The sequence below is a fragment of the Lentilactobacillus diolivorans DSM 14421 genome (assembly GCF_001434255.1).
GTDB classification, from domain to species: domain Bacteria; phylum Bacillota; class Bacilli; order Lactobacillales; family Lactobacillaceae; genus Lentilactobacillus; species Lentilactobacillus diolivorans.
Map to the genome: position 1 here is coordinate 65662 of NZ_AZEY01000066.1, position 14917 is coordinate 80578.

14 protein-coding genes and 1 pseudogene are annotated in these 14917 nt (G+C 37.8%); 3 read left to right on the top strand and 12 right to left on the bottom strand.

The features are described 5' to 3' along the window. Nucleotides 1–43: 43 nt before the first annotated feature. The 10 genes from FC85_RS06325 to FC85_RS06365 all read right to left on the bottom strand — a co-directional run bounded on the left by FC85_RS06325 (nt 44) and on the right by FC85_RS06365 (nt 11322). Entirely contained in the window at nt 44–1069 is a 1026-nt protein-coding gene (locus tag FC85_RS06325) for an acyltransferase family protein (protein ID WP_057864696.1), read from the bottom strand. Nucleotides 1070–1116: 47 nt separating this feature from the next. Further along, nucleotides 1117–2379 (bottom strand): D-alanyl-lipoteichoic acid biosynthesis protein DltD, encoded by a 1263-nt coding sequence (dltD, locus tag FC85_RS06330; RefSeq protein ID WP_057864697.1) that lies wholly within the window; start codon nt 2377–2379, stop codon nt 1117–1119. Further along, nucleotides 2376–2612, bottom strand: coding sequence for a D-alanine--poly(phosphoribitol) ligase subunit DltC (dltC, locus tag FC85_RS06335; RefSeq protein WP_057864698.1), 237 nt, complete (start codon nt 2610–2612; stop codon nt 2376–2378). Before dltC ends, dltD begins: the two co-directional genes overlap by 4 nt. A gap of 58 nt (nt 2613–2670) precedes the next feature. Continuing rightward, nucleotides 2671–3870, bottom strand: a complete 1200-nt coding sequence (gene dltB / locus FC85_RS06340; protein WP_057864699.1) for a D-alanyl-lipoteichoic acid biosynthesis protein DltB — start codon at nt 3868–3870, stop codon at nt 2671–2673. After that, nucleotides 3867–5396: a D-alanine--poly(phosphoribitol) ligase subunit DltA gene (dltA, locus tag FC85_RS06345; protein WP_057864700.1), complete on the bottom strand. Its 1530-nt coding sequence runs from the start codon at nt 5394–5396 to the stop codon at nt 3867–3869. Before dltA ends, dltB begins: the two co-directional genes overlap by 4 nt. Before the next feature lie 14 nt (nt 5397–5410). Next, on the bottom strand, nt 5411–5554 hold the full coding sequence (locus FC85_RS15510) for a teichoic acid D-Ala incorporation-associated protein DltX (protein ID WP_083485009.1): 144 nt from the start codon (nt 5552–5554) through the stop codon (nt 5411–5413). A gap of 1149 nt (nt 5555–6703) precedes the next feature. Then, the gene (locus tag FC85_RS06350) at nt 6704–7687 is read right to left on the bottom strand and encodes an ADP-ribosyltransferase (RefSeq protein WP_057864701.1); all 984 of its coding nucleotides are present in this window, start codon (nt 7685–7687) and stop codon (nt 6704–6706) included. A 283-nt stretch (nt 7688–7970) separates the two neighbouring features. Then, the gene (locus FC85_RS06355; protein ID WP_057864702.1) at nt 7971–8639 is read right to left on the bottom strand and encodes an IS110 family transposase; all 669 of its coding nucleotides are present in this window, start codon (nt 8637–8639) and stop codon (nt 7971–7973) included. A gap of 392 nt (nt 8640–9031) precedes the next feature. Beyond that, entirely contained in the window at nt 9032–10228 is a 1197-nt protein-coding gene (locus FC85_RS06360; protein WP_057864703.1) for an aminotransferase-like domain-containing protein, read from the bottom strand. 224 nt (nt 10229–10452) lie between these two features. Continuing rightward, on the bottom strand, nt 10453–11322 hold the full coding sequence (locus FC85_RS06365; protein WP_057864704.1) for a LysR family transcriptional regulator: 870 nt from the start codon (nt 11320–11322) through the stop codon (nt 10453–10455). 101 nt (nt 11323–11423) lie between these two features. Here FC85_RS06365 and FC85_RS06370 point away from each other — a divergent pair, with 101 nt between their 5' ends. The 3 genes from FC85_RS06370 (at nt 11424) to FC85_RS06380 (ending at nt 13672) form a co-directional block, all read left to right on the top strand. Then, on the top strand, nt 11424–12197 hold the full coding sequence (locus FC85_RS06370) for a PhzF family phenazine biosynthesis protein (protein ID WP_057864705.1): 774 nt from the start codon (nt 11424–11426) through the stop codon (nt 12195–12197). 249 nt (nt 12198–12446) lie between these two features. Then, complete coding sequence (locus FC85_RS06375; RefSeq protein WP_057864706.1) at nt 12447–12929, top strand: GNAT family N-acetyltransferase; 483 nt, start codon at nt 12447–12449, stop codon at nt 12927–12929. A gap of 47 nt (nt 12930–12976) precedes the next feature. Further along, complete coding sequence (locus FC85_RS06380) at nt 12977–13672, top strand: aspartate/glutamate racemase family protein (protein ID WP_057864707.1); 696 nt, start codon at nt 12977–12979, stop codon at nt 13670–13672. Nucleotides 13673–13790: 118 nt separating this feature from the next. Here the strand turns inward: FC85_RS06380 and FC85_RS06385 are convergent, their stop codons facing one another. Both FC85_RS06385 and FC85_RS06390 read right to left on the bottom strand, forming a co-directional pair. Continuing rightward, nucleotides 13791–14345 carry a hypothetical protein gene (locus tag FC85_RS06385; RefSeq protein ID WP_157051279.1) on the bottom strand — a complete coding sequence of 185 codons (555 nt, stop codon included), beginning with the start codon at nt 14343–14345 and terminating at the stop codon, nt 13791–13793. Between the two features lie 166 nt (nt 14346–14511). Continuing rightward, a pseudogene (locus FC85_RS06390) lies at nt 14512–14850 on the bottom strand (peptidylprolyl isomerase); the annotation flags it as partial. Nucleotides 14851–14917 lie beyond the last annotated feature (67 nt).

Below are 14917 nucleotides of genomic sequence, written 5' to 3' on the forward strand. Positions count from 1 at the left end.
TTCTCGGACAAATTATTGACATTTATCACATAATAAAATCAAACTATGATGTCTTTGCATCGTACTTCTTTCTAACCCACTGGATAATAACTCCCAACATTGCCGGAATCGTTATTCCAATGATCAATCTGATCACCACATTTTCGATACCTCCTAATTGGCATACATCCAAACAAATCTTATGACCGTACATGATTGCTAATGTATGTTGACCAACAAATGATAAAGGACACCGGATAGCCGTCTTGGTTGTCAACCACGCACAAGCCATAATTGCCAACGCAAAAATAACCGGGATTATTGCAACCGCCACTCCGGTCGGGAGGGAACTTTGGATCAAATGGGATTTGAGTGATAACTGGAAATTAAACCATCCCGTTATTTTTAAACCCAGAATTATACTTGCCAACACAATAATCAGAAGTGCCACCCACTTCTTTTCAATCCATTTTTGATTTGTCTGAAATAGGTAATATCCCAAATACGTATAGAAAGCAGTGATTAACACGGTATCAAGGTTCCAAGGCATCATCGCAAACCCGTTAATATGCATCCACGTTATCTGTTTATAACTCGTTTCTAAAAACAAACCGCCAACAAGAACTAACAGATGAACCCATCGATTATGAGTTACAGAAATTAATCCGGTAACCGATATAATGGTTAATAAGTAGACGTTAATAAACCAAAAGGTACTGGTATAAAAGTTCAATGTTCGCCCACCCAGAATGAGATCAAACCAGTGATCCATTAAAAAAGTTGAATTCTTATGATGAATTACCGTGTATAAATAAACAAGCAGTACCCCCATACACATATATAGAAGGAATTCGCCTTTAACCCGCTTCTTGTAAAAATTTATCCAACTATTTGGACACTCAAGCGGCTTTAAAAAGATTCCTGCAATTATGAAGAAGATCGGGATATGCCACCAATATAGAAACTGAGAAAATAAATTACCGGGTAATATGTGTCCCAATACAACTGCAATAATGCCGTAAGCTTTTGCGATATCGATCCAGTCGATTCGAGTCTTGTTCTTATCGTTAGAAACCATTAGTTGTTTCATTATCCATTGAGATCCCTTTATTCAAATTCGCTCCAAAAAAGGAAATATTAATCCTTAGGCACTAACTGCTGCCACCTTTTAGAGTAAAATTTCTTTTTAATCACATAATGTGGTTCTCCAATCTTTTTAGTAAGAAACGGTCTAACTGATTGATCCATTTTCAACCATCCCCGCCAACCAGGGTGAATGGTATCGGTCATAAAATAGTTGATCGCACCGTCACGGCTTAGGTCGGCGATGTGGTTGAAACCTTGCGAACGTAGTTGATATGTTATTTTCTTATCGAATTGGTGTAACATGTCCGCTGATAAGCCGGTATACGCTTGCCAGCGCTTATTAATCGGTGGAATAATAAACAAAACTTTTGTACGATCATTCGCAAATTGATTTAACACTAATTCAAAATCGCTATATTCCGGTGACTTCAAAAAGCTCATCCTTGCTTGAAAGTTTTTTAAGCGCGGAAGTCGATTTTTTATCCGATGATCCCAAAATTTATTAGCAATTTGAAAGCGATTATTATTGGTATGTTGTTTACCAATCCGGCCAGCTAGTTGATCTAGTTGGCGATAATGATAAGCATTAGGTAATCGCCTAGCTTCTCTCGAAATTCGCTTCGTGTTCTTATCTGAAATGCCAAAAGGAGAATAAATCTTATCCTCGTTCAAAAGCATTTGTCGACGATACTTAATAAAAAACTGTTGCATAATAGTTGGCTTAGTTCCCAAGATAATCCGCTTCAATGCTGCAGCGATAAATTTATCTGACCGACCCGATGGCATCTGTAATAATCTTTTTGCCGCATAGCGATCCATCGAGGTCCCTTTTTCTGATTGAATCCAATCTGCTGTTTGCAGTGGCGAATAGTAGCAGGAGAAGACACGGGGATTTTCACCGCCAGGAAGAAACCATTGTGGTGAGATGAAGAAAACAGCTTTTTTATTTCGTATTTGACGATTGATTGACTGCATAATAAAGAAATGATTTAGTGACTGACTTCCTTTTTGGCCTAATAGAAACGGACGATATGATCGATGGTATTTTGTCGCCAAAACCGAAGGATGAAATGGATCAAACCTCGACCATTCCGAAGAGCCAAAGAATGGCACATAATGATGGTCCAGAACATCTTGTTTAATCACCTGGCCTTTAAAAATTTGTGGAGATATCGAAGTAGCGGCGTTCCGTTGAACTTTGGGGCTAATGTAAGTTGTTTTTAACCAAAACGGTGCTGAAAATAACACAATAATCAGCAAAGTTGCTAATAACATTGGTCCAAAAGCGCCAAATAAGCGATTTTTCATATTCATTTTAATGATTCAACTTTCATCACAATTTTTGCCGGCGTATCCCAATCCATTCGGTTAAACTCCGAAATTGACACATCAATTCCGAATTCATCTTGTAGTGCCAATAACAGTTGAACGGCACCCATAGAATCCAACAAAGCACTTCTATACAAATTTTCAGTTAACCTGTCTGATACGTCCTCACCGGTTAATTCATTTAATATTGAAAGAACCTTTTCTTTTACATCACTCAATGGATTTATCTCCTTACTTAAATTTAGACTTTTATTACCCTCGAACCGCTGCCATCTTTTAAATCAGCGTATTCAAAAATCCTGAAAAAATAAAAAATGTGAAACAAACAAAGTTAAACGTTATAAACATCGCAAATAATTCCGTCAATTTATTATGTGGCAGTTGTTCTTGATGCTTCTTCTTGAAACGAAGCCAAGCATCATTAACAACCAGCGCAGTGCCATGAAGCAATCCATAAAGCACATAAAACCAAGTCTCACCATGCCACAATCCCATGAGCAGCATATTAAGGATGTAGCAAACATTAGCGGTTGTAACTTTGCTTCTAAAAACTTTTCGTTTCATGAAGAAGAAAACCAGACGCATAAAAACATAATCACGAAACCAAAACGATAAGCTCATATGCCAACGATTCCAAAATTCTTTTATGTTCTTGGATTTAAATGGTTGATTAAAATTCATCGGTGTCTTAATTCCCATTAAGTAACTAATGCCAACTGCAAATAAACTGTACCCAGCAAAATCAAAAAACAAATCCAAGCTATAGGCATACATATAACCAATAAAGTACCATGAGAAGCCGTGAATTGTCGCTGTCTGATACTGAATGTAAGGTATGACCACCGAACCAAAAAAGAATGCCAAGACAAATTTATAAAGAAATCCCAGGAAGATGTACCAGATTCCAGTTTGGACTAGATTCAGATATTCTTGTTGTTCTGGCACGGTTCGATAATCATTCACAAACCGACGATATCGATCAATTGGCCCAGATGAAATAGTTGGGAAAAACAATAGAAATTGTCCAAACAACACTGGGTGATAATCTTTAATCATGCCATCTCTAATCTCCATAATTGTCTGAACCACTTTGAAAGTGATATATGAAATGCCCAAAAAGCCAATAAATGATTGTCTTCCTGATTGAATTGCAGGAGTCACTTTTACGATAACCAACGGCCCAATCGCCAACAAAACAACTAGGATAAACACCCAGTCTTGATTTAAAAATTTTTCTTTCCGCTGATAACAGGCATACGCATATACCAGGAACACTTGATAAACCAAGTAAATAACCAGTGCAATCCCGGTATGCCAATTTGGGCCACCAAATGTAAGAACCAAAAAGAATAACGAAACCAACGTTTGATACCAGTAAAGCCGTCGCTGGTGAAGTAACCCGACTATCACTGGTGTCAACATGATTGCCAACCAAACAAAATACGTGGGATCTCCATATGGCATATACCAGCTCATTGTGTGTTTGCCTCAATAATCATTGATTTAATATCAACTTTACCGTTGGCACTTAAAGGCAGGGTTGCGCGATAAATAATCCTCTGTGGAATCATGTAAGGCATCACTAATTCTTTTAGCTGGCTCTTAATTGCAGTTGTCAAATCCAATCCGTTTTTAAAATGATTCTCAGTCAGGATCACGTAAGCAATTAACATTGATATTTGTTGGTGGGTGTTATATTTGGGAACCACAACACTTTGTTTAACGTAGCTCACTTTGTTAAGAATGGTTGCCACTTCTTCAAGTTCGACTCGATAACCGTTTATCTTAATCTGAAAATCTTTTCTGCCATAATACTGAACCAGGCCGTCTTGATGAATCATCGCAATATCTCCCGTCCGGTAAGCGGTTTGTCCATGAACCATTGAAAATACCTTGTTGGTTTTTTCTGAATTGTTGAGATAACCATTATGTGAAACACTATCCCCGAAGATTTGCAGCTCTCCTCTGACACCAATGGCAACCGGCTTACCTTTGGCATCAATGATTCTTGCATGCATTCGTGGCATCACGTAACCAATTGGCAAACGATCAAATTCTGTAAGAATTTGATCAGTAATTTTAATCTGAGTCATTGCGACGGTTGCTTCTGTTGGCCCATAAGTATTAAAGACAGCTGCCTGAGGGAACCTTACTTTTAAAGCTTTAACCACGTTAACCGTTAGCTCCTCTCCACAAAATAAGAAATGAGTGAGATTCGGGTAATTCTCAGAATTGAACGTTGGCTCTAATAGACATATATTGATAAACGATGGTGTTGAAACCCAAACGTTAATTGGCATTGTTGGCAACGTTGTAAAAAGTACCGCAAAATTATCAGTCACTTTCTTCGATAATCCATACAATGTGCCTCCCTTAAACAGCGTAGGATATAAGCTCATCACAGATAAGTCAAAAGAGTAGGCAGGTTGCTGGAGCATTTGAAGATTGTCCGGCAATTGAAAGTCACTGCCAATAATCCAATTAATAAAGTTTCGTAAATTACGGTAACTAATCTCAACCCCTTTAGGAACACCAGTTGTTCCTGAAGTGAAAATGATGTAAACAGTCTGATCAGACCTCACTGCATGGGTTACTTGATACTCAACATGTTCTAAGAAAATCTGCTTAAGATCGTTCTTCGAGATCACTGGAATGCCGCTTAATCGAATTGGCAATTCCTCAACCGCAATGACAGCAACTGGATTAGAAATCGTATTAATTATTGTTAATCGATCATCCGGTGAATCCACATCAACGGGGATATATGAATGCCCAGATTTGATAACCGCAATAAATGTCGCAACCATTTCAAAACTCTTGCCGCCAAAAACCATAATGGGCTTGTTTCTAGGCAACTTCATACTATCTATATGTTTAGCCAGAGCATCTGAATACCGCTTTAAATCTGAATAGGTGTTTGTTTTATCCTTAAAATGATAAGCAATATGATTTTTTTTACTTATCGCATATGAATCGATAATACGAATCAAGTCATTATTCATCTTTAATTCCTCCACTAGAATTCGTTATATATAAACTTTGAGTGATTAACCCCGCTATAATCGTATAGGTAAATAAGAATCACCATAATCGCAAAATAGAATAGCGTCGTTAATATAAATTTCACAGTTGGGTGACGTGCCCACGTTCGTAAATTCATTGCATATCTCTCCTTGTTAAAACCAAATAAATTTCAGAACCAATTGTTTAGAAAGCTCACTTTTCTTGATAAAACCTTTTAATTTAATTTTAAAAAATAAAAGCTGGTTTTATATCACCATACTCAACAATCTATATGCGATGTGAAAGCTACTAAACAAATTCGTAAGACTATTTAATCGAGTTATTTCACTTAATTATAGTCTCCCTAATCGGTTAGTTATGTAACTAGTTAAGCGATTGTCTATAAAGGTAGCGTATTCGCTGTTAATTGTCAAGGGTGTTTAAAAATTAAATCGTCGTTTATCGTAAAATTACATTACGAATTCTTAGATACTAACTTCTTTGATTCGACGGATACCGTTCAGCTTTGGATCTAATTATTAAAAACAATCGACCACGGCACTGTCTTAATTGGTGTATGACGAAATATTGATAATCAAAATCCAACTAAATTAATAAACTTTTGTTAAAAATTGAAATCAGGCTGTTAACTTGAAGGTCTTGAGCTGAAAGCCCACCAACAATTAGCTATTCCACACTAACCAGAAAGATTGCTGCATATTGATAAATAGAATCATTTTTTAAAAAATCCCAATGCATAAACATCATCAACCATGTTTAAACATTGGGATTCTTTCAAGTTGTCTAGTTGAATCAAGCTCAGTCCACAGTTGATTACCAAGCTCTCCGCTTTACTAGTTATTAACCAGCTTCTAACTAATCTTGGGTGGCAATTATCATATCGTTGCTAAAAACTTATCGGGGAAATAAGTCCAAAATTAAACATGCCAGAAGAACTATTCTTTACTATCATCTCCTTTCATGATTAGGCTATTAAACTAGTCATGCTATTTTCATTTTGGAGCGAAAAAATTTTCTGAGTTGTTTTAGAATTGGCACGCTGAATCCTTTTACCTCTTGTAAATACGCACATGTTTTGTGTTGGCAGTAATATGACCGCCAGTGACTCAATAACACCAAGCACCATACTTGGTGTTATTACCATGAGAATAATTAACCCTTTAACAGTCGTGTATTAGTAATTGACCGACCTTTCTTGGGGAAGTTGGTGTTGACAAAGTTCTAATCATAAACATACCAAACAGTAATTTTTCCAGACCGAGCTTTTTCACCTGACATTATGTCATTACTTCGCCAAATCTAACGTCACTAATAAATATTTTACTCTGACCACTTGCCGAGTTACCTTGGGCTGATGATGCTTCTGTCTTCGCAAGGTCGTAACCCGCATAGTTGTTGCTGCCTTTTGCAACTTCGTCACAATCATTCTAGTTCCCCGTCTCATTAAAAATTCCTGTTCACCCTTACTTTGTGAAAGTGGCGCAATATATGCACCGCGCTGTCCTTGTGGAATGTTGATCTTTAAAACGACGTTGTGGGAAAAGTTCAAAGCAGTTGCTCGACTGACCGTCGTGGAAGAATAAGCCGGATCATTGTATTCTGCGCCCACTTTTACCGGTTGATTTCCAAGCGACATCTTTAATCCATCTTTTGAAACTCCTCGGAAAACTGTAATTGGTTCGGCAAGTTTGAACTTATTCAAACCCGTGTTTATTGCTCGAATATCATTAGTAATCTTATGTGGTACGGTTTTGGATATTTTACGGAGTGCTCCGTTGATTGGTGTATAACCGTTTCCGGTATAATACCTCACAGCTCGTCGCTGAGTGGACGTTAATTTTTTTGCCCATTTGAATGATGCATGCTTCAACCATTTTAACTGCTGTGCGTTACTTTGTAGTGAGTGGAAAGAGTAACAATTATCCTTCAGATCTTGAACGACCATTTCAGTCGTGTTTCCCGGAACAGTAACCACATATCCCGTCGCACCTGGCAGTTTCTGTGCCACGGTTAACGGCGTATTTTTTGGAATGTGTACGGGGTTTTGGTAATTGGGTTGCCCATTTGTTAAATCGTATGCCGTAACAGCTTTTTGAGTGACAGATACCGGCCCGCCCTCATTGCTCAACTTGGTATGATAAGTCTTTAAATTAACGGTCACACTTTGGTCGGACGTGCTATAAGAATAAGTGGTAGTTTGCGCATGAACTGCCAATTGCCCAGTCACTCCAAAAAACAACGTTGCTAACATAATTAAACCTTTTTTCATTATGATTCATTCCTTTCTGAAATGAATCTTACACTGGCAAGGTATAACTAACAACGTCATGGTAAAGCGTTAATAAACATACAATTAAGTTACACTTTTCTTTAGAATCTTATTAACAAATCATCATCAAAATAGCGATTTTTATTAACTATTTATTTAACGCAAAGTTTTCATTCCTTCAAAAGACAGTGACTACTTTGATAAGAGGACAAGGAAGCATCCGTACGAAATAGACTAAACTTTGTTGTGAATTTAACGATGGGATTTAAACTCACTACTTTTTCTATTTGTTAAAAATGGAAGTGAAGTTGAGTGCTTCGACAATGAGCGGTACTTTGCGTTTGAGAGATGTAAAAACCACTTTTTCAACCGTTGCCGGCGTCAAGACTTCGCCATTTACCAACATATCTAAGAGTGCGCGGCCCGACTTACCAAAAATATCGGCGATACAAGTGGTTAGCTTAATCCCGGCGGTCTGTAAAATTTTTTGAACCCGATTCTTTTTACGATTTCGATCCGCCACCAGATGTTTGCGGGTCCGCATTAAGTCACGCAATTCACGAATCGATTCGGACGGAATGAAGCTAGCCAGAATCAAGTCGACTCGTAACAGACCAGCGATCCAACGGGCGTCAATCTTATCAGTTTTATGGCCGGTGATCCCCTTGATCCGTTGTGGGTTGGTTAAAATGAGCGGAAAACGATCTTCGAGGACATGCCAAATCGGCTGCCAATATCCCCCGGTACTTTCCATCGCCACGGCTTGGCAATCGAATCCAGTTAACCACTCGGCTAACTGGGAAAGTCCTTTTTGAGTGGTTTCAAAAGTTTTGAGTTCCTTTTTGGGACGCGTTGAAGTCAGCTTACCATGTAAAAGGCAAGCAACCACCGTGGCTTGATGGACATCTAACCCAGCACAGGAAGTATAAATAACGTTAACTGGTTCAGTCATGGTGACCCCTCCTCGGATAAATTAAGTATGGGAAAGGTTATCTGCTTTTGCAAATCAGTATTTTTATATTCATGCTTAAGCGCAATATTTCGGGGTACTCAAAAAGCAGACGGATCAGTTTGTCTCTCGAGACCTTCGCATCGGTACCCATTAAAAGTCGACGACCACTAGCCTTTCACCCATATCATACGGGAAGAAAGATTAATGGTCGCCGATTTAAACTTATATTTTTTTCATCTTCCGGGGTGTGCACCAGCACATGGATGTATGTCTCACTCTGTTTTGATAAATCATTATTGATATTTGGTTTTCTATAACAGAGATTACTGAATAATTTTCAGGTTAATGAGTCACTTCATCTGAATACTGCATTCAAACTACCATCATTAAGATTAAACCAAGCTTTTGGTAAGCGACTCTTGAATCGCTGCACCCAAACGTTTAATGCCTTCTTCAATTTGATCCTCATGCATATTGGAATAATTCAACCGAAATGTTCCAGGGGTCCCCTCATCTCCATAAAATGGTTCACCGGGAACAAAAGCGACATTATTCTTAATACAATCATCAAATAAAGCTTGGGTATCCTCAATCCCAGGTACCTCTACCCAGATAAACATGCCACCCTCTGGCTGACTGCATTTGACATTACTTGGGAAATATTTATGAATGGCACTCATCATAAGTTGCTCTCGTTTTTGATATAAATGACAAATTGATTGAATATGCTCGTCAATATTGAACATTTCAAAATACTTAGCAACAATATACTGAGACAAATTATCAGTATGTAGGTCAGCTGACTGCTTCATCATCGTATACTTATTAAGAAGCTTTGTATCCGTGACAATCCATCCTAACCGCATCCCGGGTGCCAAGATTTTTGAAAATGTTCCCATATAAATAACATGTCCTGATTTATCCAGAGATTTAATTGACGGCAAATTTTTGCCAGCAAATCGAACTGCCCCGTACGGATTATCCTCAAGAACCATAACATCATATTTCTCAGCTAATTCAACCAGCTTCTCGCGTCTGGACAAAGTCATCGTTCGACCAGTTGGATTCTGGAAATTAGGAATTGTGTAAATTAGTTTAGTACTTGGATTTTCAATCAATGCCTTTTCCAGCATATCCATTTTCATGCCATCTTCATCCATGTCAACACCAACAAAATGAGCCCCGTAAGACTTAAAGACATCAACCGCACAAAGATACGTTGGCTTCTCAACAATAACGGTATCTCCCCGATCAAGAAAGATTTTTCCGGTAAGGTCAAGTGTCTGCTGTGAACCGGTGGCAACCATAACATGGTCAGCATCAGTATTGATTCCTTCAATTTTAACACGATCAACAATGACATCCCGCAATTCCTGAATTCCCTGGGATGAGCCATATTGAAGCGCATCTTTTCCCTTCTCTTTTAAGACCTGATCAGTTGCTTGGGTAATTTGATCAACTGGAAAAAGCTCCGGAGCGGGTAATCCACCAGCAAATGATATAATTCCAGGCTTCCCGGCAATTTTTAATATATTGCCAACGGGATCAACATCCGATTTCGGTACACGGCTAGAAAAGTGATAATTCATAAGCAACACGCTCCATTTCTAAAAAATATTTCACTGATAATTCACAATTGAATTAACATTGAAAATTATAAATTCATTAGTGCGTCTCATCAATTTATAATTAAAGATACTATATACCGTCGTGACAAATAAGTAAAACAAATATTTTTAATAATGACATTACCATTTCTAATGTGTTGTGTAAAAACTTTCCTAACGTTGAAACAAATATCAAACGTGACTTCTTATGGTAACTTATCAACTTGCGAAAATAAGTACTTAATAAACTTTTGGCTGGCCAACGGCAATACTTCCCGATCTTTCTTAACGATTCCGATTTTTCTGGTAATGATTGGTTTAGTTGGTAAGATTTTAATGTCATAATCAGTCTTACGGAGAACCAATTCTGGTAATATACTGACACCCAATCCGGATTCAACCATTGACATAATAGAGTAGTCATCATGAACACGAAGTCTTACCTCTGGTTGGAGCCCTGCTTTACGAAAGGCTTCCATCGGTTCGCTCAAAATCCCTTCTTCCAACTGCAAAAAAGGCATCGTGACCAAGTCAGACAATTTGACATAGTCTCGTTTAGCCAACGGACTGTTCATAGGTAGGACTGCCCGCAATTCTCCAGTCTTAATAAATTCAGTATCCATCCCCGTTTTGACATCTGGATTAATAAAGCCAAAATCAACTTCGCCCTGCCTCACCCATTCCGGAATTGTTGTATAATCCCCTTGATGTAAAACAAATTTAACTTTAGGATACTTTTCTTGAAACGCCTTAATTAACTTTGGTAACCAGTGACATGAAATACTTGAAATCGTCCCAATTCGGATAACTCCCGTTTCGAGTCCTTTAATTTCATCGACCTTTTCCTCCATTACTTGATATTGCAATAAAATATTCTCGATAAACGAGAATATTTTTCGACCTTCCAATGTTAAAGTCGCACCATTTCTAGAACGGTCCAAAAGCTTAATTGCCATTTCATCTTCTAATGAAGTTATCATCTGACTAATTGCAGATTGGGTAAACCCCAACGCATTCGCAGCTTTTGTAAAGCTACCCAATTCAACAACCTTTTGAAAAGCTAGTAACCGATTCATACTCTTATTACCTTCCTTAATACATGAATTACAAAAATTAATTTTACTTATATAATAACTTGTTTTAAAGTATATGCAATAAGAAATGGAGTGATTGACACATGAAAAGTTATATTGTTGATGCATTTACCAGCAAATTATTTCAAGGTAATCCGGCTGCTGTTTGTTTGCTGGATAGTTGGCCTAAAGATGACCTCATGCAAAAGATTGCGATGGAAAATAATTTATCAGAGACCGCTTTTTGCGTTAAAGAAGTAAATGGCTATCGGCTTCGCTGGTTTACACCTGGTGGAGAAATTGATCTTTGTGGTCATGCGACTTTGGCCACTGGTTATGTAATCATGAATTTTGTTGATAAAGATAATGACCACGTTACTTTTCATACATTAAGCGGCGATCTTACCGTTACCAAAAATGCTGACTTATATGAAATGAACTTTCCATCATATGACTTAAAGCCTGTGCCAGTCACAAAAGAAATGACTGACGCTATTGGTGTTAAGCCACTTGCCGCCTATATGGGACGTGATTTGGTCTGTGTTCTTAATACACCTGATCAAGTCATCAATGCCGCCCCAGACTTGAAAAAAGTAAATCAACTAGATGGCTTATTATTGCATATTACAGCTCCTGGTGACCAATATGATAGTGTTTCGCGCTCCTTTGCCCCTAAACTGGCTGTTGATGAAGACCCGGTTTGTGGTAGTGGCCACTGTCATCTAGTCCCTTATTGGGCCAAACGACTAGGCAAGAATCAAATCACTGCTTTTCAGGCTTCAAAACGAAGTGGTGTCCTCTACTGTGACTACCAGGGGGCCAGAACAATGATAAGTGGAAAAGCAACACTTTATTCAATTGGTGAGGTTTATGCATAAACGTGCTAATCAGCCGGTTTAGATAATAACAACGGGACAGAAAACTGTCTTTCATGACTCGATCAAAAAATCGGGTTGCTAAGTATTGGAAGAAGCTGGGATACATATGTTACTATGACCAGCTTCTTCTAGTTTAATCATGATGATTACTGAGTGGAAAAGCGGGACAAAAAGCAACTTCCAGCCATGTACGGGGCTGGAAGTTAAGCGTTTTTTGCCCCGCTCTTCCTTAAAATTGGAGGAATAAAAATGACAAAAATCAGACCTATTCAAAGCAGCGATAATTCATATTTGGCACATATTGTTCAACAATCTCTAAAAGCATATGGATTAGATATCCCGGGAACCGCCTATTTTGATTCTGAACTTTCTAATTTAAGTCAATACTATCAATCAAGTCCCAGCCGTCAATACTTCGTTGCTTTATCTAATGACGGCCATGTTCTGGGCGGTGATGGGATTGCCGAATACGATTCTAAAAACAAAATTGCAGAATTGCAAAAGCTATATTTAGTAAAAGATGCCCGTGGCAATCATTTAAGTTATAAATTACTGGACGCAGCAATTAAATTTGCAAAACACGCCGGATATCATGCAGTTTATCTGGAAACCCATCATAATTTAAAAGTCGCGATTCATGTTTACCAAAAATACGGATTTTCTGAATTAGGTCATCCATTGAATAATGGAGAACATTCGGCAATGGATCGCTTCTTCATGATCAATCTTTAAAAAATGACTCAATCTGTAATTAAACTCAGTAAATGGAGAACTATTTTATGAAAAAACTCGGCATTATTGGTGGTATCGGTCCCGAAGCAACGGTTAATTACTATTTAGATATTATTAAGGGTTATCAAAAAAGAATTGGCACCGATAAACAATTACCTGAGATCCTCATTAACAGTATTAATATGTATGATATGTTTGATATGCTCGATCAAGGAGAGTATCAATTAGTTGCCGACTATCTTTCACAAGCAGCTAATCAACTCAAACAATCAGGTGCGGATTTCGGGTTGATGTGCGGCAATACACCACACATTGTCTTCAGCACCATTCAGAATCAATCAAAGCTGCCATTATTAAGTATTGTTCAAACCTCTCTTGACCGCGCAAAAGCATTGGGCCTTCATAAGTTGGGATTATTAGGAACTAAGTTTACAATGCAGAATCACTTTTTCAGTCAGCCGTTTATAAATGCCGGTATTCAAATTTCTCTTCCAGATTCCCAATCACAAGCGTTTATTCATCAAAAAATTGTTGATGAATTTGAAAATGGCATTATAAAAGGTGAAACCAAGAAGCAACTTCTTAAAATCATTAACGCAATGATTCAAGAGAAAGATCTCGACGGAATTATTTTAGGTTGCACTGAATTACCCTTAATCATTAATAAAACAGATTTATCAGTTGTCATCCTTGATATTGCCCAAATCCACATTGAATCGGCAATTGATCATATCTTATCTTGAAACACTGATTAGAAAATAAATACGCATTGGTAAGAAAATGGCGCCATTTTCCTGCCAATGCGTATTTATATGGTGCTCATACTATTTTCTGGTAAAAATCCTCGTTTGCCTACCTGCATTAAAGCAATGGATCATTTCCTTCTAAACGAGAAGCAATTTCATCAGGACCATCACAAGTAATTCGAATCACGTTTTCCAAGGTTGCTAAAGCTTCAGCTGCTAACGTAATGTTGGCATAGCAATCATTATCATAGAAGTGCCGCCACTTGGCTTCAGGGTTTGTTTGCCATTGACTATGAATCAATTGCATACACTTCTTTGCTTGATCCACTCGCAAAAATGCGCCTACAAAATCATGACTATCATACGCATCAATGGCGTCAATCAAAAGTTCGAGAGCTTTAATTGAATAGGCATGAATCGCGATACTTAACCATAGATCATTGTATAAACGACCAGCGTCTTCACTGGGCAGCCGCTTCATTAAAATTTGCATATCGGTTGCTAATTTACCAAATGGCTGAACATGAGGGCCAATTAATTTTTTAATCTGTTTAAGTTGACCGTCGAATTTCCGGGTTCCGGTTAACCACTGCATTTCAGGCATTTGGTCACGTTTAGCCAACCATGCAGCAATCATTTTTCGCAATGTATAGACATAAAGATTCATCACCGGCTTTTTGATCTTCAAAGTGACGATAATTAAAAGTCGTCTCGAAGTAACGACTATACATAGTGGTGATTTCACTAAGATGTGACTTATAGTATGTGCTGGTATACTCGTTTAAGATAATTGTTTTATCAACTTCACAATTCAGATAACCGTGCTTTACGACATTTTATTTTGATTGATTAGACTGCCCTGTTAATTCGGACAGAACACCCTTTAAGCTTTTATCGTGTATGATTATCTTTTCTCGCTTAAGAACTTTCATTCCGATTTTCCGTACAATGCTGCTATCGTTGAGCTTTGCAGTTACGATCTGATTTTTTAATTCATTCTCATGCTGCTCATACATCCCTTTGGCTGGATGATTAACCATTTGAATAACTTCGTAACCGTACTGAGTTCTGACGGGTTTCTTTGTAGACTGACCGTTTTTTAACTTAAAAGCAGCTTCTTTAAATTGTGGATCAAGCGTTGTATCCGTATTGTCAAACGATGGCATTCGCCCATCTTTATTTTTAGTTAACGCGTTGTGCTAGTTGTGCCATATTCTTAACAATTAAATCTTTTATAGAACT